Source organism: Methylopila henanensis (assembly GCF_042681025.1).
GTDB classification, from domain to species: domain Bacteria; phylum Pseudomonadota; class Alphaproteobacteria; order Rhizobiales; family Methylopilaceae; genus Methylopila; species Methylopila henanensis.
The window spans coordinates 68,719-90,415 of sequence record NZ_JBHUER010000004.1 but is presented as its reverse complement, the minus strand read 5'-3'; the positions used below and the strand labels follow the sequence as shown (position 1 = coordinate 90,415).

Annotated in this window: 19 protein-coding genes and 1 pseudogene; 12 read left to right on the top strand and 8 right to left on the bottom strand. The window is 71.2% G+C overall.

Going from position 1 to position 21,697, the window contains the following annotated elements; translation table 11 throughout:
- Positions 1 to 170 precede the first annotated feature (170 nt).
- Positions 171 to 1,985: an aminopeptidase P family protein gene (locus ACFSCV_RS06730; RefSeq protein ID WP_378798235.1), complete on the top strand. Its 1,815-nt coding sequence runs from the start codon at positions 171 to 173 to the stop codon at positions 1,983 to 1,985.
- Between the two features lie 240 nt (positions 1,986 to 2,225).
- Here ACFSCV_RS06730 and ACFSCV_RS06725 read toward each other — a convergent pair whose 3' ends face one another.
- From ACFSCV_RS06725 to ACFSCV_RS06715, 3 genes are read right to left on the bottom strand one after another with little or no spacing between them, the layout of a single operon-like run.
- Positions 2,226 to 2,669, bottom strand: coding sequence for a DNA polymerase III subunit chi (locus ACFSCV_RS06725; protein WP_378798233.1), 444 nt, complete (start codon positions 2,667 to 2,669; stop codon positions 2,226 to 2,228).
- Positions 2,670 to 2,685: 16 nt separating this feature from the next.
- Complete coding sequence (locus tag ACFSCV_RS06720; protein ID WP_378798231.1) at positions 2,686 to 3,132, bottom strand: GNAT family acetyltransferase; 447 nt, start codon at positions 3,130 to 3,132, stop codon at positions 2,686 to 2,688.
- Entirely contained in the window at positions 3,129 to 4,640 is a 1,512-nt protein-coding gene (locus ACFSCV_RS06715) for a leucyl aminopeptidase (RefSeq protein WP_378798229.1), read from the bottom strand. The genes ACFSCV_RS06720 and ACFSCV_RS06715 overlap by 4 nt, the downstream gene beginning before the upstream one ends.
- Before the next feature lie 214 nt (positions 4,641 to 4,854).
- On the opposite strand from ACFSCV_RS06715, the gene lptF reads away from it, so the two are divergent.
- The 6 genes from lptF to rsmA all read left to right on the top strand — a co-directional run bounded on the left by lptF (position 4,855) and on the right by rsmA (position 12,534).
- Complete coding sequence (lptF, locus tag ACFSCV_RS06710) at positions 4,855 to 5,988, top strand: LPS export ABC transporter permease LptF (protein ID WP_378798227.1); 1,134 nt, start codon at positions 4,855 to 4,857, stop codon at positions 5,986 to 5,988.
- The gene (lptG, locus tag ACFSCV_RS06705; protein ID WP_378798225.1) at positions 5,985 to 7,085 is read left to right on the top strand and encodes an LPS export ABC transporter permease LptG; all 1,101 of its coding nucleotides are present in this window, start codon (positions 5,985 to 5,987) and stop codon (positions 7,083 to 7,085) included. The genes lptF and lptG overlap by 4 nt, the downstream gene beginning before the upstream one ends.
- Complete coding sequence (locus ACFSCV_RS06700) at positions 7,082 to 9,628, top strand: LPS-assembly protein LptD (RefSeq protein ID WP_378798223.1); 2,547 nt, start codon at positions 7,082 to 7,084, stop codon at positions 9,626 to 9,628. The genes lptG and ACFSCV_RS06700 overlap by 4 nt, the downstream gene beginning before the upstream one ends.
- A gap of 121 nt (positions 9,629 to 9,749) precedes the next feature.
- Positions 9,750 to 10,670: a SurA N-terminal domain-containing protein gene (locus ACFSCV_RS06695; RefSeq protein ID WP_378798221.1), complete on the top strand. Its 921-nt coding sequence runs from the start codon at positions 9,750 to 9,752 to the stop codon at positions 10,668 to 10,670.
- A complete protein-coding gene (pdxA, locus tag ACFSCV_RS06690) occupies positions 10,667 to 11,695 on the top strand; it encodes a 4-hydroxythreonine-4-phosphate dehydrogenase PdxA (RefSeq protein WP_378798219.1) in 1,029 nt (342 codons plus the stop codon). The genes ACFSCV_RS06695 and pdxA overlap by 4 nt, the downstream gene beginning before the upstream one ends.
- Complete coding sequence (rsmA, locus tag ACFSCV_RS06685; protein ID WP_378798217.1) at positions 11,692 to 12,534, top strand: 16S rRNA (adenine(1518)-N(6)/adenine(1519)-N(6))-dimethyltransferase RsmA; 843 nt, start codon at positions 11,692 to 11,694, stop codon at positions 12,532 to 12,534. The genes pdxA and rsmA overlap by 4 nt, the downstream gene beginning before the upstream one ends.
- Positions 12,535 to 12,541: 7 nt before the next feature.
- On the opposite strand, the gene gmk is transcribed toward rsmA, so the two are convergent.
- The 4 genes from gmk to ACFSCV_RS06665 all read right to left on the bottom strand — a co-directional run bounded on the left by gmk (position 12,542) and on the right by ACFSCV_RS06665 (position 16,628).
- Positions 12,542 to 13,213 carry a guanylate kinase gene (gene gmk, locus ACFSCV_RS06680; RefSeq protein ID WP_378798215.1) on the bottom strand — a complete coding sequence of 224 codons (672 nt, stop codon included), beginning with the start codon at positions 13,211 to 13,213 and terminating at the stop codon, positions 12,542 to 12,544.
- 5 nt (positions 13,214 to 13,218) lie between these two features.
- Positions 13,219 to 14,109, bottom strand: a complete 891-nt coding sequence (locus tag ACFSCV_RS06675) for a YicC/YloC family endoribonuclease (RefSeq protein ID WP_378798213.1) — start codon at positions 14,107 to 14,109, stop codon at positions 13,219 to 13,221.
- Between the two features lie 129 nt (positions 14,110 to 14,238).
- Positions 14,239 to 16,035 (bottom strand): ABC transporter ATP-binding protein, encoded by a 1,797-nt coding sequence (locus tag ACFSCV_RS06670; RefSeq protein ID WP_378798211.1) that lies wholly within the window; start codon positions 16,033 to 16,035, stop codon positions 14,239 to 14,241.
- 410 nt (positions 16,036 to 16,445) lie between these two features.
- Positions 16,446 to 16,628, bottom strand: coding sequence for a YdcH family protein (locus ACFSCV_RS06665; protein ID WP_378798209.1), 183 nt, complete (start codon positions 16,626 to 16,628; stop codon positions 16,446 to 16,448).
- Between the two features lie 184 nt (positions 16,629 to 16,812).
- Here ACFSCV_RS06665 and ACFSCV_RS06660 point away from each other — a divergent pair, with 184 nt between their 5' ends.
- On the top strand, positions 16,813 to 17,037 hold the full coding sequence (locus ACFSCV_RS06660; protein WP_271200446.1) for a YdcH family protein: 225 nt from the start codon (positions 16,813 to 16,815) through the stop codon (positions 17,035 to 17,037).
- Between the two features lie 6 nt (positions 17,038 to 17,043).
- Here the strand turns inward: ACFSCV_RS06660 and ACFSCV_RS06655 are convergent, their stop codons facing one another.
- On the bottom strand, positions 17,044 to 18,414 hold the full coding sequence (locus ACFSCV_RS06655; RefSeq protein ID WP_378798206.1) for an NAD(P)H-dependent oxidoreductase: 1,371 nt from the start codon (positions 18,412 to 18,414) through the stop codon (positions 17,044 to 17,046).
- 177 nt (positions 18,415 to 18,591) lie between these two features.
- Between ACFSCV_RS06655 and purE the strand changes: the two genes are divergently transcribed.
- From purE to ACFSCV_RS06635, 4 genes and pseudogenes are all read left to right on the top strand, one after another.
- Positions 18,592 to 19,098 carry a 5-(carboxyamino)imidazole ribonucleotide mutase gene (gene purE / locus ACFSCV_RS06650; protein ID WP_378798204.1) on the top strand — a complete coding sequence of 169 codons (507 nt, stop codon included), beginning with the start codon at positions 18,592 to 18,594 and terminating at the stop codon, positions 19,096 to 19,098.
- A gap of 1 nt (position 19,099) precedes the next feature.
- Complete coding sequence (locus ACFSCV_RS06645; protein WP_378798202.1) at positions 19,100 to 20,185, top strand: 5-(carboxyamino)imidazole ribonucleotide synthase; 1,086 nt, start codon at positions 19,100 to 19,102, stop codon at positions 20,183 to 20,185.
- Positions 20,186 to 20,359: 174 nt separating this feature from the next.
- A pseudogene (gene rpsU, locus ACFSCV_RS06640) lies at positions 20,360 to 20,578 on the top strand (30S ribosomal protein S21); the annotation flags it as partial.
- Between the two features lie 215 nt (positions 20,579 to 20,793).
- Positions 20,794 to 21,651, top strand: coding sequence for a tetratricopeptide repeat protein (locus ACFSCV_RS06635; protein ID WP_378798200.1), 858 nt, complete (start codon positions 20,794 to 20,796; stop codon positions 21,649 to 21,651).
- Positions 21,652 to 21,697: the final 46 nt, after the last annotated feature.

Here is a 21,697-nt window from a genome sequence, read left to right as displayed (position 1 = left end):
GATCTGAGTTACTGGTTCAAAGAAACCCGGAAACATCCGGGTTTCCGGAGGACCCATCTTGGGCGTCGTGCGAGGCGGTAAGCGTGGATGGTCCGGTCAAGCCGGACCATGACGGCGCGTGAACGGGACCCGGCTCGACGCCCGGGCGCGAGGTTGAGGTGTCATCTCCCATGTTCGAAGCGAAGTTCCAGACCTTCGACGAGACCGCCGATCCCTCGCAGGGGGCGCCGCGGCTCGCCGCGCTCATGGCGAGGCTGGCCGCCCAGGGTCTCGACGGCTTCCTGCTGCCGCGCGCGGACGAGCACCAGAACGAGTACCTTCCGCCCTCCGCCGAGCGCGTCGCCTGGCTCACCGGCTTCACCGGCTCGTTCGGCTTCGTCGCGGTGCTCGCCGACCGCGCCGCGCTGTTCGTGGACGGGCGCTACACCGTGCAGGCGCGGACGCAGGTGGACCCGTCCGCCTTCACGGCCGTGAATGTCGGCGACACGCCGCCGGGCGAATGGCTGAAGCGGAACCTGAAGGCCGGCGCCCGCGTCGGCTACGACCCGCGGCTCCACACCATCGAGGGGCTGGAGCGGCTGGAGAAGGCCGCCGAGCACGCCGGCGCCGAGTTGGTCGCGGTGGCGGAAAACCCGGTCGACGCGATCTGGGCCGACCGCCCCGCCCCGCCGCTCACGCCGGTCGTGGCCCACGACGCCGCCTTCGCCGGCGAGACCGTGGAGAGCAAGCTCGGCCGGATTGCGGAGGAGCTCGCCAAGACGCGGGCCGACGCGCTGCTGGTGACGGACGCGCACGCGCTCGCCTGGGCGTTCAACATCCGCGGCGCCGACGTCGCGCACACGCCGTTGCCGCTGGGCTTCGCGCTCATCCCGGCGCAGGGCCGCGCCGCCGTGTTCCTCGATGGCCGCAAGCTCTCGAACGCCGTCCGGGCCGAGCTCGAAAGCCTGGCCGAGGTGGCGGAGCCCGCGGCGCTCGACGCGGCGCTGGAGCGGCTTTCGGGCAAGACCGTGCGGGTGGACGCGTCGTCGGCCGCCGCCGCGTTCGGCCGCAGGCTGGAGGCCGCCGGCGCCAAGCTGCAGCGCGGCCCCGACCCGATCGCCAAGCTCAAGGCGGTGAAGAACGCCGTCGAGATCGAAGGCGCGCGCGCCGCGCAGCTCCGCGACGGCGCGGCGCTCTGCCGTTTCCTCGCCTGGCTCGACGCCGAAGCGCCGAAGGGCGCGCTGGACGAGATAGGCGCCGCGGAAGCGCTCGAAAGCTTCCGCCGCGAGACCGGGCTGCTGAAGGACGTGTCGTTCCCGTCGATCTCGGCGGCCGGCGAGCACGCCGCGCTGCCGCACTACCGGGTGACGCGGGCGAGCAACGCGCGGCTGACGCCGGGCTTCTACCTGATCGACAGCGGGGCGCAGTACGAGGACGCCACCACCGACGTCACCCGCACCGTGGTGATCGGCTCCGCGACAGAGGAGATGAAGGACCGCTTCACGCGCGTGCTGAAGGGGCATGTCGCGATCTCGACCGCGGTGTTTCCCAAGGGCGTCTCCGGCGCGCAGATCGACGCCTTCGCGCGCCGCCCGCTGTGGGAGGCGGGCCTCGACTTCGACCACGGCACGGGCCACGGCGTCGGCTCGTACCTGTCGGTGCACGAGGGGCCGCAGCGCATCTCGAAGCTCGGGACCACGCCGCTGGAGCCCGGAATGATCCTCTCCAACGAGCCCGGCTATTACAAAGAGGGCCATTACGGCATCCGCACCGAGACGCTGGTGCTGGTGGAGCGCCTGACGATTCCCGGCGCCGAGCGCGAGATGTACGGCTTCGAGACCCTGACGCTCGCGCCGATCGACCGCCGCGCTATCGCGCCTAGCCTGCTGACGGCGGAGGAACGCGGCTGGCTCGACGCCTACCACGCGCGGGTGCTGGCCGAGATCGGCCGCCTCGTGGACGCGGACACGCGGGCCTGGCTGCAGGCCGCCTGCGCGCCGCTCTGAGGCGGCCCCCTCCTCCGGCTCAGGCCTGATTGCGGGCCTTGGCCTGTGCGCGCTCGGTGAAGAACAGCGTTCCGGCGAAGGTCGCGAACGTGGCGACGACCAGAGCGACGACGATGGCGGATTCGATCGGCATGGAGCCCTCCCTTGGCGACGGGAGCAGCTTTGTCCGGAGCCGTGCGCCCCGCCTTGCGCTGGATCAAATGGCGCGGAGAGAAGCTCCGGCCGGGGTCCGCCCGCGCTTCAAGCCTGCTTGCGCCAGCGGCCGTCGTCGTCCTGCCGCCAGTAGGTCAAGGCGTGGCCGGCCTCCTTCAGCGCCTTCCACTGCGCGCGGGCGGCGTCGACGGCGTCGGGGTCATGGCCGTCGAACATGATCAGCGCGCGCTCGTAGGCGCCGAGGTCCGGCGGGGCGGCTCCGTCCACTAGCACGCGCACGGCGGCGCCGTTGGGATTGCGGTCGGAGGTGGTGAGCCAGACGGTCTCGTCGGCGCCGTCCGCCTCCGCGCCATGGGGCAGGAAGCTTTCGTCGGCGTAGGTCCACAGCGCGTCGTCGAGCGCCGCGACGCGCTCGGGCGCGGCGGCCTGCACGACCACCTTCCACTTCCGCTCCAGGCACTTCTCCAGCAGCGCCGGCAGGGCCTTGGCGAGCGGATGCGCGGTGAGGTGGTAGAAGAGGACTTCGGTCATCGCGCCCCGGCCGCCGTCATCCTATGACCTTCTGCATGCAGACGGTCCGCATGTCGCGGTATCCGAGGCTCTCGTAGAACCGCCGGACGCCGACGTTGTCCTCCCGGATCAGGAGCTGGACCTTCCAGACGCCGCGCGCGGCGAGCCAGGCCTCGGCCGCCGCCATGACGTCATGGCCGAACCCCTCGCCCTGACGGTCGGGATCGACCGCGACATAGTAGACCCATCCCCGGTGGCCGTCCTCGCCGACCATCGCGGTCGCCACCACCTGTCCGTCGGCTTCCGCCACCAGGACCGTGGAATGCGGATCGCGGCGGGCGAAGGCGATGTCGCGCGCCGGGTCGTTCCAGGGGCGGGCGACGCCGGACGCCGCCCAGACCGCGACGACGGCCTCGACGTCGCGGTCGGTCATCGCGCGGATCGCCGGACGCCGCCCGGCGGCGGTCTCGCCGGCGGCGCTCACTCCTCGTAATAGTCCTTCACGAGCCGGTCGAGCAGCCGCACGCCCCAGCCCGAGCCCCAGCTGCGGTTGATGTCGCTCGCGGGGCTGCCCATGCCGGTGCCGGCGATGTCGAGATGCGCCCAGGGCGTGTCGTTGACGTGCCGCTTCAGGAATTGGGCGGCGGTGATCGAGCCGCCGTGGCGTCCGCCGGTCTGCTTCATGTCGGCGAACTTCGAGTCGATCAGCTTGTCGAACTCCGGGCCCATCGGCATGCGCCACACCTTCTCGCCGGTGGCGAGGCCGGTCTTGTACAGCCGCTCCGACAGTTCGTCGTCGTTCGAGAACAGGCCGGCGTTGTCGACGCCGAGCGCGACCAGGATCGCGCCGGTGAGCGTCGCGAGGTCGACCATGAACTTCGGCTTGAAGCGGTCCTGCACGTGCCAGAGCACGTCGGCCAGCACGAGCCGCCCTTCGGCGTCGGTGTTGATGATCTCGATGGTCTGGCCGGACAGGCCGGTGATGATGTCGCCGGGGCGATAGGAGCCGCCGTCCGGCATGTTCTCGACGCAGCCGATCGCGCCGATCACGTTGACCTTGGCCTTGCGGGAGGCGAGCGCGTGCATGAGGCCGACGACGCAGGCGGCGCCCGCCATGTCGCCCTTCATGTCCTCCATGCTGGCGGACGGCTTGATGGAGATGCCGCCGGTGTCGAAGATCACGCCCTTGCCGACGAAGGCGACGGGCTGGGCGTTCTTCTCCTTCGCGCCGTTCCAGCGCATGATCGCGACCTTGCTCTCCTGCACGGAGCCCTGGCCGACCGCCAGCAGCGCGCCGAAGCCGGCCTTCTTCAGCTCCTTCTCGCCGAGAATCTCGACCTCGACGCCGAGCTTCTCGAGCGCCGCGGCGCGTTTGGCGAACTCGGTCGGCGTCAGCACGTTCGGCGGCTCGTTCACGAGCGTGCGGGCGAGCTCGACGCCCTCGGCGAGGCCCTCCTTCAGCTTCCACGCCTTCTTGGCGGCCGCCTCGTCCCCGACGGCGAACGTGACCTTCGCGAGCCTGCCGCGCTCGTCGTCCTTCTTCTTGGTCTTGTAGACGTCGAAGGCGTAGTCGCGCAGCCGGACGCCGAGCGCGATGTCGGCGACAGCCTCGGCGGCGAGAGCGCCTTCCGCCGTCTCGGCGATCACGGTGAACTCGGTCGCGCCGGAGGCGACCTTGCCGCGGATCTGGCCGCCGAGCTTCACCCAGTCGGTCGGCTCCTTGCCGTCGCCGAGCCCGACGACGATCAGGCGCTCGACCCCGTCGAGCGCCGGCGCCAGCAGCTCGAAGCCGGAGCCCTGCGCCGCCTTGAACCGCTCGGCCGTCGCCGCCCGACCGAGCGCCTCGCGCGCCGGCGCGATCGCGGCGGCCGTCGCGGGACCGAAGGCGAGGTCGGGGCCGGCGAGCGCGACCACGACGCCCGAGACGTCTGCGTCGGGCTTCTGGAACGCGATCTTCAGCGCGCCGCTGGGGGCGTCCGCGGACTTGGCCATGAGGACGAAGGCTCCTTGAGAAACGAAGGCGGGCGGAGGGCGGCCCGCAGGGCAAGCGTCGGCGTCACATCTATACGACAGGTCCGCCGCCTTCCAGCGCCCGCGACGGCGTCGCGCAGGCGGCGCGCTTGCGCGGGCGCGCGATCCGGCATTCAAGTGGGCGCGGGAGACGCGTTCACGGCCGCCGCGGCGGCCGTGCGCCTGGTCAGACGGTATGCCGCTTGTCGAACGCTACATCTTCGGACTGACGGCCAAGGCCTTCATCGGGATCCTCGTGATCCTGACGGCCGTGATCTGGACCACGCAGGCGCTGCGCGAACTCGACCTGGTCACCGCCAAGGGCCAGACGATCTGGATCTTCTTCGCGATCACCGGCCTGACGATCCCGTCGCTTTCCGTGATTCTCGCGCCGGTGGCGCTGTTCGGCGCGGCGGCCTGGGCGCTGAACCGGCTGAACGGCGATTCGGAGATCGTGGTGATGAGCGCGGCCGGCGTCGGTCCGGGCCGGCTGCTGCGGCCGCTGCTCGCGCTCGCCCTGATCGTGTCGACCTTCGTCGGGCTCATGAGCGTGTGGGCGATCCCGGAATCGCTGCGCCTGCTCCGGACGCAGCTCACCCAGGTCCGCGCCGACGTGGTCGCCAACATCCTGCGCGAGGGCCAGTTCACCCGGATCGAGAACAACCTCGTCGTCCATGTCCGCGAACGCCGCGGCGGAGCGCTGCTCGGCATCTTCGTGCAGGACGCGCGCGACGCGCCGCAGGAGGTGACCTACCTCGCCGAGCGCGGCCAGATCGTCGAGGAGCGGGGCTCGACCTTCCTCGTGCTGGAGGACGGCTCGGTGCAGCGGCGGGAATCCGCCGGCAAGGACCCCGCCATCGTGGTGTTCCAGCGCTACGCTTTCGACCTCTCGCCGTTCACGGGCGCGAGCGAGGTCACGTCCTATAAACCACGCGAGCGCTACACTTCGGAGCTCATGTCTCCGGACGCCAACGACAGCGCCTACAAGGCGCAGCCGGGCCGCTTCCGGGCGGAGCTTCACGAGCGGCTGGTCAATCCGCTCTATCCGGTCGCGTTCATGCTCATCGCTTTCGCGGCCCTCGGCCGCCCCCGGACGACGCGCCAGAGCCGGGCGACCGCGATCCTCGCGGCGGTCGTGGCGGTGGCCGCGACGCGCATCGCCGGGCTCGGCGTGACCAACCTGCTGGTCTCCACCGCCTGGGCCGTGGCCGCGGTCTACGCCCTGCCGATCCTCGCCGGAGCCGCGGCGCTGGCCTTCGCCTTCCGGCGGCCCCGCGCGGCGGGTCCGCGCCCCGGCGCATCCGGTCCGGTCGCGGCGGCGCGCGCATGAGCACGGGGGTCAACGCCCTCACCGGCACGCTCGCGCGCTACCTTGCGGCGCGGGTCGCGACCACGATCGTCGCCGTGATCGCGGGCTCGCTGCTGCTCGTCTTCGTCATCGACTTCGTCGAGCTGCTGCGGCGCGCCGGCGACGCCTCCAACGCCTCGATCGCGACGATCGCGAACCTCTCGCTGCACCGCGTGCCGGCGATCGTGGAGCGGGTGCTGCCCTTCGCCGTGCTGTTCGGCGCCCTCGGCGCCTTCGTCATGCTGAGCCGGCGGCTGGAGCTGGTGATCGCGCGCGCGAGCGGCGTCTCCGCCTGGCAGTTCCTGACGCCCGCGGTCGCGGTCGCGGCGCTGGTCGGCGTGGTCGCGACCGCCGCCTTCAATCCGATCGCCGCGCACATGCAGGATCGCGCCGAACGCATGGAGAGCCGGCTGTTCGCCAACGCCGGATCGACGTCGACCCAGGCGCGCTGGATCCGCCAGCGAAGCATGGACGGCCAGGCCATCATCCGCGCCAGCTCCGCCTCGAGCTCCGGCGTCACGCTGAACGGCGTGACCGTGTTCAGCTTCACGCCCGACGGCGAGTTCCGGGAGCGAATCGAGGCCCGCACCGCGCGGCTCGTCGCCGACGCCTGGGACCTCGACGAGGCGCGCGTCATAGCGGTCGGGCGCGAGCCCCAGGTGCTGCCGCGTTACCGCCTCGCGACGAATCTCTCCGCCGCCCAGGTGCGCGAGACCCTCGGCGCGAAGACCATGGTGGGGTTCTGGGACCTGCCCGACGCGATCGCGCTCGCAGGCCGCGCCGGGCTTTCGCCGCTCCGGCACCAGCTTCAACTTCAAGAGCTTCTCGCCCGCCCGGCCCTCCTGATCGCGATGGTGCTGATCGCGGCCACGGTCGCGCTGCGCTTCTTCCGCTTCGGCGGCGTGGCGCGGACGATTCTCGGTGGCGTGGCCGCAGGCTTCGTGCTTTATGTCGTCACCGAGTTCGCCGACGATCTGGGGGCGGCGGGCTTGATGCACCCCGTCGCGGCGGCCTGGCTTCCCGCGATCGTCGGGTGTCTCATGAGCGTTACCGTGTTGTTGAATCAGGAGGACGGATGACGCTCGCTACGCGCCGCGCCGCTCTCCATCGCGCGCGGAAGGCGCGGCCTGTCGCCGTGCTGACGTCCCGCATCGCAGCCCTCGCGCTTCTCGGCTCCGCTTCGCTGCTCGCGCTCGGCGCGACCGCGTCCGCGCAGGTCGCGAACGAGTTCATCCCTGCTCCGCCCAAGCACCAGAACGCCAAGTCGCGCGGGCTGCCGAACGCCCTCGGCGGCGGCGCGGTGGTCGATGGCGGCTCACTCCAGCGCCGCGATCCCAACGCGCGGATGCTGATGGAGGCCAAGGAGCTCGTCTACGACTACAACACCGAGGTCGTGACCGCGGTCGGGCCGGTCGACATCTATTATGACGGCCGCGCCCTGCAGGCCGAGCGGGTGATCTACGACCAGAAGAAGAACCGCGTGCGGGCGGCCGGCAACGTCAAGCTCACCGAGCGCGACGGCAACATCGTCTACGCCGACAGCCTCGACCTGACCGACGACTTCCGCGACGGCTTCGTTGATTCGCTGCGCGTCCACACCACCGACCGCACGCGCTTCGCCGCGGCCCGCGGGCGGCGGGAGGAGGGCAAGCTCTCGGTGTTCGACCGCGGCGTCTACACCGCCTGTGAGCCCTGCCGCGAGAACCCCGAGAAGCCGCCGCTCTGGCAGATCAAGGCCAAGCGCATCATCTTCCGCGAAGACGAGAAGATGGTCTATTACGAGGACGCCACCTTCGAGCTGTGGGGCCAGCCGATCGCGTGGCTGCCGTTCTTCTCGCATCCCGATCCGTCGGTGAAGCGCAAGTCCGGCTTCCTCGCGCCGAGCGTGGGGCACGCCTCCGACCTCGGCTACACGCTGGAGACGCCGTACTTCTGGGCGATCGCGCCCAATATGGACGCGACCCTGTCGCCGATGTTCACGTCCAAGCAGGGCGTGATGATGAAGGGTGAGTTCCGGCACCGCCTGATCGATGGCGCCTACTCGATCCGGGCCGCCGGCATCCACCAGCTCGACGCGGACGAGTTCAACGACAAGCTGGATTCATCCGATCCCAACAGCCTGACGGTCGGCCCCGGCGACAAGAAAAACCGCTGGGCGTTCTCAACCGACGGCCGGTTCGCCATCAACGACAAGTGGACGTTCGGCTGGGACGTCAGCCTGTACTCGGACAAGTGGGTGCGCGGCGACTACAGCCTCTGGGGCAGCAGCCGCACGGCGGTCTCCACGCTCTACCTGCAGGGCCAGGGCGACCGGAGCTGGTTCGATCTGCGCGGCTACCACTTCTACGGCATGACCCGCTACGACCGGCAGGACCGCCTGCCGAACGTCGCGCCGGTGCTCGACTACAACTACGTGTTCGAGGATCCGGTCCAGGGCGGCGAGCTCGCGTTCAACCTCAACGCGACCAGCCTCTACCGCGAGGAGAGCGAGTACCGCCGTGGCCGGCTCGGCGTCGGCCCGCGCAACGACGTCGCCGTGATCGGCGCCGCGGGCACCTACAGCCGCCTTTCCGCCGACGCCCAGTGGCGCCGCCGCTTCATCGACCCGATCGGACAGGTCTGGACGCCGTTCGCCTTCGTGCGCGGCGACCTGATCTACACGAACCCGGATGACGACGCCCGGCTCGGGCCGTTCCTCGACAACGGCCAGGACGCGCTGCTGCGCGGCATGGCCGGCGTCGGGCTCGAATACCGCTACCCGTTCGTCGCCCAGAGCAGCTACGGCACCCACCAGATCGAGCCGATCGCCCAGATCCTGCTGCGTCCGAACGAGACCAACATCGGCGACCTGCCGAACGAGGACGCCCAGAGCCTGACCTTCGACGACACCACGCTGTTCGCCTGGGACAAGTTCTCCGGCTACGACCGCGTCGAGGGCGGCAGCCGCGCCAATGTGGGGCTGCAGTACACCCTGACGATGAACAGCGGCGCGATGTTCAACGTCATGTTCGGCCAGTCCTATCACCTGTTCGGCCGCAACTCGTTCGCCAAGGGCGGGCTCGACGCGACCCGCACCGGCCTCGATTCCGGGCTCGAGACGACGCGGTCGGACTACGTCGCCGGCTTCACGATCGTGCCGACGACGAACTTCGCGCTCGGCACGCATTTCCGGTTCGACGAGGACAGCTTCGCGGTGCGCTCCGCCGAGATCGAAGGCCGCGCCACGCTCGACCGCTTCCAGGCCAATGTCGCCTACGGCCGCTATGACAGGCAGGCCAAGCTCGGCTACGACGACATCCGCGAAGGCGTCCTCGCCGGCGCCCGGGTGTTCGTCACCAAGGACCTCTATGTCGGCGGCGGCGCCCGCTACAATTTCGACCGCAACGAGTTCGACCGCACCCAGGTCGGCTTCGGCGTCAACAACATCCAGGACTGCATCTCGCTCGCGTTCGACTACATCCGCGAATACGACGTCGACACCAGCGCGAGCCGGCTGGACTCGATCGACCACCGGTTCCTGCTGCGGGTCGATCTGCGGACGCTGGGCTCCGTCAGCGCCTCCACGAGTTCGTCGTCGGACGTTTTCGACAGCGAATCCAGCCGCGCCAACACCCTTCAGTGAACGGCCCCGACGGGCGTCGCGGTTGACGCAGGCGCCGTCGCGCCGGAAAAAGACGCCGTTGCTGCGCGTGGTTTCGTGGGGAGATCGCGCGACGCCGGGGATCAAGTGGGACCGCCTAGCCATGTCGACGCGTCTTCGTCTGTTCGTCGCTCTAGCCTGCCTGGCCGCCGCGGCCGCGCCCGCCCGCGCCCAGTCGGTCGCGGTGGTCGTCAACGGCCAGCCGATCCTGTCGAGCGAGATCAAGAGCCGCGCGGCGCTGATCGCGCTCGCCGGCGGCGGCAAGGGCGGCGGCGTCGCGGCCGCCCGCGACGAGCTGATCGACGAAAAGCTGAAGGTCGCCGAGGCGAAGCGCTACGGCATGGAGGCGAGCGACGCGCAGGTGGACGCCGCCTTCGCCTCGATCGCGCAGCGCACCAAGCTCACTCCGGCCCAGTTCACGCAGGCGATCGGCCAGCGCGGCGTCAGCGCGCAGACGCTGAAGAGCCGCCTTAAGGCGGAGATGACCTGGGCGATGCTCGTGCGCCGCAAGTTCGCGGCCCAGGCCGCCGCCCGTGAAAAGACCGCCATAGCCTCCGCCGCCAACCGCGGCGGCCAGATCGACAACCGCGCCATCCAGTACACGCTGCGCCAGGTGATCTTCGTGCTGCCGAAGGGCGCGACCGAGGCCCAGGTGAACCAGCGCCGCGCCGAGGCCAACGCCGCCCGCGCCCGTTTCCCCGGCTGCGACCAGGCGGTGCAGTTCGCGACCAGCCTGCGCGACGTCGCCGTGAAGGAGCCGGTGACGCGCTCCTCGGCGTCGCTCGGCAAGGAGCTCAACGAAAACCTGTCCAAGGTGAAGCTCGGGTCCCTGACCGCGCCGGAGCGCGGCGAGCAGGGCCTCGAGATGATCGCGGTCTGCGAGCGCAAGGACATCGCCGACGACAACATGCTCCGCCGTCAGGCGCTGGACGACACCGGCGGCAAGGAGCTCGAGGAGCAGGCGAAGAAGTATCTCGAGCAGCTCAAGTCGCGCGCGATCATCCAGGTCCTCAGCCAGGGATGACCGCGCCCGCCGACCTCGGCCGTCCGCTCGCGCTCAGCATGGGCGAGCCGGCCGGGATCGGACCGGACCTCGCGCTCAGGCTCTGGAGCGAGCGACGCGCCCGCGCGACGCCGGCCTTCGCAGCCCTCGGCGATCCCGCCGTCTACGCCGAACGCGCGGCCCTGCTCGGAATCGAGGCTCCGATCGCCGAGGTCGAGCCCGAGGCGGCCGAGGCCGTGTTCGCCGAACGCTTTCCCGTGACGCCCGTCGGCCGGCGCTGCCGCGCCGAGCCCGGCCGACCCGATCCCCGCGACGCCGAGACCGTGGTCTCCGCGATCCGGATCGGCGTCGAACTGGTCCACGCCGGGCGCTGCGCCGCGCTCGTCACCGCGCCGATCGCCAAGGCGCCGCTCGCCGAAGCCGGCTTTCCGCATCCCGGGCACACCGAATATCTCGGCCATCTCGCCGAGACGCTGTGGGGCGCGCCCGCCCGCGCGGTCATGCTGCTGTGGGCCGAGGAGATCGCCGTCGTCCCGGTCACGGTGCATGTGCCGCTCAACCGGGTTCCGGCGCTGCTGACCGAGGACGAGATCGTCGAAACCGGCCGCATCGTCGCGCGCGACCTGCGCCGGCGCTTCCGCATCGACGCGCCGCGGCTCGCCGTCGCCGGGCTCAACCCGCATGCGGGCGAGGACGGGCTGCTCGGACTGGAAGACGAGGCCGTCGTCGCCCCCGCCGTCCGCCGGCTGAAGGCGGAAGGGATCATGGCGACCGGCCCGCACCCGGCCGACACCATGTTCCACGCGGCGGCGCGCGCCCGCTACGACGCCGCGCTCTGCATGTATCACGATCAGGCGCTGATCCCGGTGAAGACGCTGGCTTTCGACCGCGCGGTGAACGTGACGCTCGGCCTGCCCTTCGTGCGCACCTCGCCCGACCACGGCACCGCCTTCGACATCGCCGGCACGGGCGTCGGCGATCCCGCGAGCCTGCTCGCGGCGCTCGTCCTCGCGCGGCGGCTGTCGCGGGAGCCGGCGCTCGCGTGAGCGCGATCGACGATCTGCCGCCTCTGCGCGACGTCATCCAGCGGCACGACCTCGCGCCGAAGAAGTCGCTCGGCCAGAACTTCCTGCTGGATCTCAACCTCACCGCGCGCATCGCCCGGACCGGCGGCCGCCTCGACGGCGTGACGGTGGTCGAGGTCGGGCCCGGCCCCGGCGGCCTCACCCGCGCGCTGCTGGCGGAGGGCGCGCGACGGGTCGTCGCGATCGAAAAGGACGCCCGCGCGCTGGCGGCCCTCGCCGAGATCGCCGCGCGCTATCCCGGCCGGCTCGACGTGGTCGAGGGCGACGCGCTCGAGGTCGACATGGGCGCGCTCGCGGGCGACGGCCCTGCGCGGGTGATCGCCAACCTGCCCTACAACGTCGCGACGCCGCTGCTGCTGGGATGGGTCGCGGCGGACCGCTGGCCGCCCTGGTGGGACGGGCTGACGCTGATGTTCCAGCGCGAGGTGGCCGAGCGCATCGTGGCGCGGCCGGGCGACAGCGCCTATGGCCGGCTGGCCGTCATGTGCGGCTGGCGCTGCGAGGCGAAGATCGCCTTCGACGTGAACCCGCAGGCCTTCACCCCGCCGCCGAAGGTGGTGTCCTCGGTCGTGCGGCTGGAGCCGCGGCCGCAGCCCCTGCCCTGCGCGGTCAAGGCGCTCGAAACGGTGACGCAGGCCGCCTTCGGCCAGCGACGCAAGATGTTGCGCCAGAGCCTCAAGAGCCTCGGCGACCCGTTGGCGCTGCTCGACGCCGCCCGGATCGAGCCGACCCGCCGGGCGGAGGAGGTCTCGGTCGAGGGCTTCGTCGCGCTCGCCAACGCGTGGGTTGCGACGCGCTGACCGCGCGTCAGATCAGCGTTTCGGCCAGTTCCTCCGCCAGCCTGTCGGCGAACTCCCCGATCGCGACGCGGCGCGCGCGGCGCAGCCGCTCGGCCTCGAGGATCGAGCGGATCTCGTTGAAGCAGCGGTCGAGGTCGTCGTTGACGACGACGTAGTCGTATTCCGTCCAGCGCGCGATCTCGACGGCCGCGTTTCTGAGGCGCTTCAGGATGACCTCCGGCGCGTCCTCGGCCCGGCGCTCCAGCCGCGCGCGAAGCTCGGCCGCGGAGGGCGGCAGCACGAACACGCTGGCGACGTCGTCCGGCATCGCCTCGCGCGCTTGCAGCGCGCCCTGCCAGTCGATGTCGAACAGGATGTCCTTGCCCTCGGCGAGCGCCTTCTCCACCGGCTCGCGCGGCGTTCCGTAGCTGTTGCCGTGCACCGTCGCCCATTCCAGCAGTTCGCCCGCGTCGCGCATCGACTCGAACTGGCGCTGGGTGATGAAGTGGTAGTGGACGCCGTCGATCTCGCTGCCGCGACGGGGACGGGTGGTGACGGAGATCGAGACCGTGAGCCCCGCGGCGCTCTCCATCAGCGCGCGCGTCAGCGTGGACTTGCCGGCGCCCGACGGCGACGACAGCACGAGCACGACGCCGCGGCGGACCATATCCTTCTTGGCGACTACGGGTTCGGTCGTCATCGCGCTCACTCCACGTTCTGGACCTGCTCGCGGAACTGCTCGACCACGGCCTTGAGCTCGAGGCCGATCGCCGAGAGGCTGCGGTCGTTGGCCTTGGCGGACAGGGTGTTCGCCTCGCGGCCGAGCTCCTGCGCCAGGAAATCGAGCTTCCGGCCGACGGCGCCGCCCTCCTCAAGCAGCTTGCGCGCCGCGGCCACGTGGGCCGCGAGCCGGTCGAGCTCCTCGCGGATATCGGCGCGGGAGGCGAGCAGCGCCGCTTCCTGATGCAGGCGGTCGGGGTCGAGCGCGGGACTGGCGCCCAGCAGCGCGGCCACCTGTTCGGCGAGCCGGGCGCGCACCGCCTCGGGGCCACGCGCGGGGCAGGCGTCGGCGCGCGCGGTGAGCTCGGCGATCGTCGACAGCCTCTCGGCAAGCACGGCGTCGAGCGCCGCGCCCTCGGCGGCGCGCATGGCGGCGAGCTCGTCGAGCGCGCGTTCGAAGTCGGCGAGCGCCGCGGATTCGAGCGCCGCGCGCTCCTCCGGGGATTCGTCCGCCTCCACGAGTTCGACCACGCCGCGCTGCGCCAGCAGGCCGTCGATCGTCGGCGGCGCGGCGTCCGGCAGCCGGGCCGCGATCGCGGCCGCGGCGGCGAGCACCGCCGCGAGCGCCGCCTCGTTGACGCGCGCCTCCACGGCGCGCGCAGCGCCGGCGAAGGTCAGCGTCGCGTGGGCGGTCCCGCGCTTGAGCCGCGCGGCGGCGGCGGCGCGGGCCGCCGGTTCGATCGCGTCGAAACCCGGCGGGGTGCGCAGCCGCAGGTCCAGCCCCTTGGCGTTGACGCTGCGGATCTCCCAGGTCCAGCAGGCGTCGCCGAGCCCGCCCGAGACGCGCGCGAAGCCTGTCATGCTGGCGATCGGCATGGGCCTGGGTCCTTCGGTCGGAAGCGCGCCGGAACGAGGGCGGGATAGGCTTGTGGACCGCGGCCGCAGCCCTCGTCAATCGCGGGCGGCGGCGGAAGCCCGAAGGCCTGCTCCGCCGCCGCCCGGCCGTCAGGCCGCGACGACCTCGGCCTGTTCGCCGCTCTGGCGCTCGAACAGGCGGCGGTAGACGCCGCCTTCGCGGGCGACCAGCGCCTCATGGTCGCCCTGCTCGACGATCCTACCGGCGTCGAACACCAGGATGCGGTCCATGGCGCGCACGGTGGACAGCCGGTGCGCGATGACGACCGTGGTGCGGCCGATCATCAGCCGCTCGATCGCCTCCTGGATCGCCGCCTCCGATTCCGAATCGAGGCTCGACGTCGCCTCATCCAGAATCAGCACGGGGGCGTCGGCCAGGAAGGCGCGGGCGATCGCGACCCGCTGGCGCTCGCCGCCCGAGAGCTTGACCCCGCGCTCGCCGACCAGCGTGCCGTAGCCCTTTGGCAGCTTCGAGATGAAGCCGTGGGCGTTGGCGAGCCGGGCCGCGCGCTCGATCTCCGCCATCGTCGCGCCCGGACGGGCGTAGGCGATGTTCTCGGCGAGCGAGCGGTGGAACAGCGTCGGCTCCTGCGGGACGATCGCGATCTGCGCCCTGAGCGACGCCTGCGTCGCCTGCGCGACGTCCTGCCCGTCGATCGTCACCCGGCCGGCGGTCGCGTCGTAGAGGCGCTGGACCAGCTTGACGAAGGTGGTCTTGCCCGAGCCGGAATGGCCGACGAGACCGACCCGTTCGCCGCCCTCGATCACGACAGAGAGGTCGCGGTAGAGCGGCGTCGCGTGGCCGGAATAGTGGAACGTCACGTTCTCGAACGCGATCCGCCCCTGCCCGACCGCGATCGAAACCGCGCCCGGCCGATCCTCGACGCCGACCGGCACGCCGTGCAGCTCGACCAGCTCCTGCAGGTCGTTCACCGCGCGCTGCAGGTCCGCGACATGCATGCCGACGTCGCGCAGATAGCCGTGGATCACCGCGAACATCGTGAGCAGGAAGGCGGCGTCGCCCGCGGTCGCCTGCCCCGTCCACCACAGCCAGACGCCGAGGCCGAGCGTCGCCGCGCGCAGCAGCATCAGGATGAGGTTCTGCAGCACGCCGTTCCAGGTGCCGCGCCGCCAGGTCCGCGTCGTCCGCCGGCTCCACTTGTCCATGACGAAGCCGAGCCGGCGCTCCTCGCGCGCCTCGGCGCCGAAGGCCTTCACCACCGCGTTGCAGGTGACGGCGTCGGCCATCACGCCGCCGAGCTTCGTGTCCCACGCGTTCGAAAGCTGCGCCGCCGGCGCGACCCACAGCAGCGAGATCGCGACCGTCGTCGCGACATAGGCGACGGCGCCGACGAGGGTGACGAGGCCCATCAGCGGCCAGTGCGCCGCCAGCACCGCGGTCGAGGCGACCAGCACCAGCAGCGAGGGCGCGAGCGCCATCAGCAGCAGATCGTTGAACTGGTCGATGGCCCACATGCCGCGCGTGACCTTGCGCACCGTGGAGCCCGCGAAGTTGTTCGCGTGCCAGTCGGTCGACAGCCGCTGCACCCGCGCGAAAGCTTCCGCCGCGGCGTCCTTCATGATGGTCTGCGTCATGGGGATGACGGTCATGAAGGCGAGCGCGCGGAAGCCCGCGATCATCGCCGACAGCGTGACGATGGCCGCGAACGACCACAGCGCCGCGTCGAGCCCTGAGTCGCGGTCGGCGCTCGCGAAGGCGTCCACCAGCCGCCCGGCGAAAACCGGGATGGCGACGTCGGCCAGCGTCGCGAGCGCCATCGCGCCCGCGATCAGCGCCACGCGGCCGGGCTGACGGGCCCAGTGCTCGAAAACGAAACGCATGGAGCGCGCGAACGGCGCGTCCCTGAGGGAAGTCGAAACGGTCATGACGGCTCCCGGCCGCGCGAGGACGCGGGCCGGCTCCTGAAACAAGACGCGGAGGCGCGCAGACGCGACGGCGGCAGGAGCCGACGCGGCGATCACGCCACGCAGTGAAACATCACGGATGAAGCGGAGAAAATTCGGCGGGCGCCGCGGCGGACCGCGCGCAGGTCTGGCCTAGCGGCGGGGCGGCCGGCCGGAGGCGGCGAAGGCGATGATCGCTGTCATGCACGTCCCTCCAGACCCAAGGGTTAAAGCCGAACGGCTACGTAAATACCCGTAAGCTGATCGGTCCGCAAGCCGCGCCGCGCACGATCCTCGGGACCTGTCGCCATTATGCATCAGACATGAAAACGCCGCCGGCCCTGCAGGTCGACGGCGCATAGCAGCGAAGATGAATGGGCCTTCGCAGAAGGCTAGTGAACCGTAGCCCCCGTCGGGGCCAGCCTTACGATTTCATCCTTGATCCGCAATTTCTTGCGTTTCAACGTCGTAACCTTGACATCATCCGTATTCGGATGAGCGAGTTCCAGTTCAATCTCACGCTCGATGGCGCGATGCTTCTTCTCCAGCTCAACAAGATGCGACTCGATGGACATGAAGCACGTCTCCCTCGTCTGGTCTTGACGTCATGAGCATGTCACGAACGACCGGCCCTGTCGAACCTTCTTGCGCGTCGACTTTAGATCACACTTGCGCGACTCCATGGCCGCCCTTGCCCGGCGCCGGCCGCGCGGCGATACTCCGCCGGAACGGCGCGTGGCGTGGCATGGACGGGGGTCGATGGCGAGACGGGAGGACGACGCGCGGGCCGAGGAGCTGGCGGCGCGGGAAGAGCTCGCTCGCCTCAAGGAGGAGCATCGCGATCTCGACACCGCCATCGAGGCGCTCGAGCGCGTCGGCGCCGGCGACCGGCTGCAGATCCAGCGCCTGAAGAAGCGCAAGCTGGGGCTCAAGGACCGGATGTCGTTCCTCGAGGACCAGCTTACGCCCGACATCATCGCCTGACGGCGGTCACTCCGCCGCCTTCGCCGCGCCGGCCGCCCAGCGCTCCATCGCGCGGCGCGTGGAGACGGCGATCCCGTCTCCGATCGCGACGTCGTCCCAGCCGAGCACCGCGCCTTCCGCGACGTCGCGGACAAGCCGCACGCCGTGGGCGAGCCCGATCGGCAGCGCGCCGCGCGCGAGCGAATCCTCGGCCCGCATCAGCTTGCCCCAGACCGTGAACCCGCCCTCCCCGTCGAGCGTCTCGCCGGCGCGGAGCGGCTTCTTGGCGCAGGCGGCCACATCGGCGCGGAAGCCGGTCGGCGCGCCGGTCGCCTCCCCGCGCAGCGCGGCCGCGGCGACGCTGACGCCAAGCTCCAGACCGATCAGATGCGACGGGCGATGCAGCGAGGCGTAGCGGCCGGACGGGTCGACGCTGACCCCGTACTCGCGAAAACACCGGCGGGCGTAGTCGCCGCGCGGGCCCTCGTCCGCCGGCTCGAACACCACATAGACGCCCCAGCGCAGGTCGTTCATGACCTGCCGCCCGTCGCGCTCCAGGCTCGACACCACCTCCACCATGCCGGCCTCCTCCAGCACGCCGCCGGCCGCCCGCGGCCTCAACGTCCGGGCGAGGTCGTGCGCGCCGCAGGGCGGAAAGGCGAGCCCCTCCTTCGGGGCCTTGAGCCCGGTGGCGTTGGCGATCGCCGCCATCTCGATCGCCGACTTGGTGCCGTCGAGGAAGGAGTTGAACATCTGCGCGTTCATGCCCGCGCGTTCCGCCTCCTCGGCCCTGAGGCCGTAATGGTCCCACACCGTGTCCGGCGTCGAGGCGTGGTAGGCCGGCAGGTACTTGGTGCCCTTCCCCGCCGCCACGACCCGGAAGCCGCAGGCCTCCGCCCAGTCGACCATCTCGCAGACCAGCGCCGGCTGGTCGCCATAGGCGAGCGAGTAGACCAGCCCCGCGCGCGCGAACGCGTCGGCGAGATAGGGGCCGGCGAGCACGTCGGCCTCGACGTTGACCATGACCATGTGCCGGCCGTTCTCCGCGGCGAGCAGCGCGTGGCGGCAGCCGGCGGCGGGGCTGCCGGTGGCGTCGATCACGACGTCGAGACCGTCGGCGCGGATCAGCGCCTCGGAATCCTCCGTCAGCATCACGCCGCCGCCCTTGCGCGCCGCCTCGAACGACGCGGCGACGGCGGCTTCGGCGTCCCAGCCGGTGGCCGCCAGCGCGGCCTTCGCCCGCGCCTCCGAGAGATCCGCGATCCCCATGAGATGCAGCCCCGGCGTCGTGCGGACCTGGGACAGGAACATGGAGCCGAACTTGCCGGCCCCGATCAGCCCGACCCGGACCGGCCGGCCTTCTGCGGCGCGGCGGCGCAGCTTTGCGGCGAGGTTCATCGACGCATCCTCCCTTTTCGACGTTTCCCGCGGACGCCTCTGCGGGCGGCTCGCGAGACCGAGCAGAGCCGGCCCGGGCTTCCGCGTCAACGCGCCGCGAACCTAAGGCCCGCTTGCGCGCAGGCGCCGCGGCGCCTATCGTCCGGCCATCCCTTCTCACGCACGGAGCTACGAACGATGGTCGCGGAAGACCGCGCCGAGGCGGCCCCTGTCGCCATCGTCATGGGCAGCCAGTCCGACTGGGCGACCATGAGCCACGCCTCCGAGACGCTGAAGGCGCTCGGCGTGGCGCATGACGCGCGCATCGTCTCCGCGCACCGCACGCCCGACCGGCTCGTCGCCTTCGCGAAGGGCGCGAGAGACGAAGGCTTCCGGGTCGTCATCGCGGGCGCGGGCGGGGCCGCCCACCTGCCGGGCATGGTCGCGGCGATGACGCCGCTGCCGGTGTTCGGCGTGCCGGTGCAGTCGCACACGCTGTCCGGCCTCGACAGCCTGCTGTCGATCGTCCAGATGCCCGCCGGCGTTCCCGTCGGCACGCTCGCGATCGGCCGCGCCGGCGCGGTCAACGCCGCCCTGCTCGCCGCCTCCGTGCTTGCGCTTACCGACGCGAGCCTCGCGGAGCGGCTCGACGCCTGGCGCGCCGCCCAGACCGATGGCGTGGCCGACCGGCCGACGGAGTCCTGACATGACCGCGACGCCCCTCGCCCCCGGCGCCACGATCGGCATTCTCGGCGGCGGCCAGCTCGGCCGCATGATCGCGCTCGCAGCGGCACCGCTCGGGCTCAAGGCGCATGTGTTCTCTCCCGATCCGCACAGCCCCGCCTTCGACGTCGCGGCCGAGCGCACGATCGCGAATTATGACGACGAGGCCGCGCTCGCGCTGTTCGCCGACAGCGTCGACGTCGTGACCTACGAGTTCGAGAACATTCCGGCCGCGACCGCGGAGCTGGTGTCCTCCCACAGCCCGCTGTTCCCGGACGCCCGCGCGCTCGCGACCACGCAGGACCGGCTGACCGAGAAGACCTTCCTGCGCGACCTCGGCCTGCCCACGCCGGCCTTCGCGGAGGTGCACGACCGCGCCAGCATGGCCGCCGCCGTCGGCGCCATCGGCCGGCCGGCGGTGTTGAAGACGCGCCGCTTCGGTTATGACGGCAAGGGCCAGGTGCTGGTGCGCGAGGGCCTCGGCCTCGACCAGGCGCTCGCCATGATGAACGGCCAGCCGGCGATCCTCGAGGCCTTCGTGCCGTTCCGCGCCGAGGTGTCGGTGGTGGCGGCGCGCGGGCGCGACGGCTCGTTCGCGGCTTTCGACGTGGTCGAGAACCGGCACGAGAACCACATCCTGCGCTCTTCCCACGTCCCCGCGGCGATCAAGCCGGAGACGGCGGCCTCCGCGGTCGCGATCGCCCGCAAGATCGCCGACGCCTTCCAGTATGTCGGCGTGTTCGCGGTCGAAATGTTCCTCGTGGAGGGGCCGACCGGCGAGAAGGTCGTCGTCAACGAGATCGCGCCGCGGGTCCACAATTCCGGCCACTGGACCATCGAGGGCGCCGAGACCAGCCAGTTCGAGCAGCATGTGCGCGCCGTCGCCGGCTGGCCGCTGGGCTCGACCGCGACCCGCGGGCGGGTGGTCATGACCAACCTGCTCGGCGCCGAGGCGAACGGCTGGCGCGCGCTGCTGGCCGAGCCCGGCGCGGCCGTCCATCTCTACGGCAAGGGCGAGCCGAAGCCCGGCCGCAAGATGGGCCACGTCACGCGGGTGACGATCGGCTGACGCCTCGCGCGCATAAGGCCTCGATCCGCGTAGACAACCCCTGAGCCCTCTGGTAAACGCTTCGCCGACGATGGCGGCGTTCGCACACCAGCGGGCGTCGGCCTTTTGTTTTTTGCTTCCGGCGCCGTCCGCGGCGACCGTCCGCCCAGAGACAAACGCTACCCGAGGCACGACGTGCAGGTTCTCGTCCGCGACAACAATGTCGACCAGGCCCTGAAGGCCCTGAAGAAGAAGATGCAGCGCGAAGGCATCTTCCGCGAAATGAAGCTCCGCGGTCATTATGAGAAGCCGTCCGAGAAGAAGGCGCGCGAGAAGGCGGAAGCCGTCCGCCGCGCCCGCAAGCTGGCCCGCAAGCGCGCGCAGCGCGAGGGCCTCCTGCCGATGAAGAAGAAGTGATTCGCTGAGGGCGATCGGCGCCGGCCTCCGGCGCCTTACGTCTCGCGACGTGACTGCGATGCGCCCGTTGGACCAGTCCGGCGGGCGTTTTTGCGCCTTGGGGGACACGCTCCGGCCCGCGCCGCCGGCAGCACGGGCTGCGGACGCAATCTCGCCGCAATCCGCCTGTGTCTGACGGCTCTTGGGCTGGCGCGCGGTAAGGTGGTGAGGACATGCAGGCTTCGGGTTCGGGCATTCTGGCGCGCCGCGGCGCGTTTCTCGTGGCGATGCTCGCGCTCGCCGGCTGCGAATCCATGGGCCCCTCGGCCGCGACGCTCGAGCCCGAGGCCTATGCCGCCCGGCAGAGCGACCTCGGCTCCCTGACCCAGGTCGTGCAGTCGAACCCCGGCGACGCCGAGGCGTGGAACATGCGCGGCTCCGCCTACGCCCGTCTCGGCCAGTACGACAACGCGATCGGCGACTTCAGCCAGGCGATCCGCATCAACAGCGGCATGGCCAAGGCCTACGCCAACCGCGCCCTCGCCTACCGCTCGCAGAACAAGACCGCCGAGGCGGTCAGCGACTACAACCGCGCGATCGAGGTCGACCCGAACTACAGCCCGGCCTTCGTCGGCCGCGGCAACCTCTACCGCTCGACCGGCCGCACCGACGCCGCGCTCGCCGACTTCGACCGCGCGATCGAGCTCGACCGCAACAACGCGCAGGCCTGGCACAACCGCGGCCTGATCCATCAGGCGCAGGGGCGCCACGACGACGCGATCGACGACTTCACCAAGTCGACCGCGATCGCGGTCACGGCGCCGGAGCCCTATGTCGGCCGCGGCATGAGCTATCTCGCGCTCAACGACGCCGCGGCGGCGCTCGACGACTTCAACACCGCGCGCACGCTGAACCCGAAATACATCGACGCCTGGATCGGCCGCGGCCTCGCCTTCGAGCGCCAGAACGAGCTGCTGAAGGCCCGCGCCTCGTTCGCGCAGGCGCTCAACATCGACCGCAACGACAAGCGCGCCAACGAAGCCTTCAAGCGCGTCGGCGGCGTCCCCGGCGCGACCTACACCGAGCGCTGAGCGAGTCGATCCTGCAAGAGACGAAGAAGGGCCGGAGCGTCGCTCC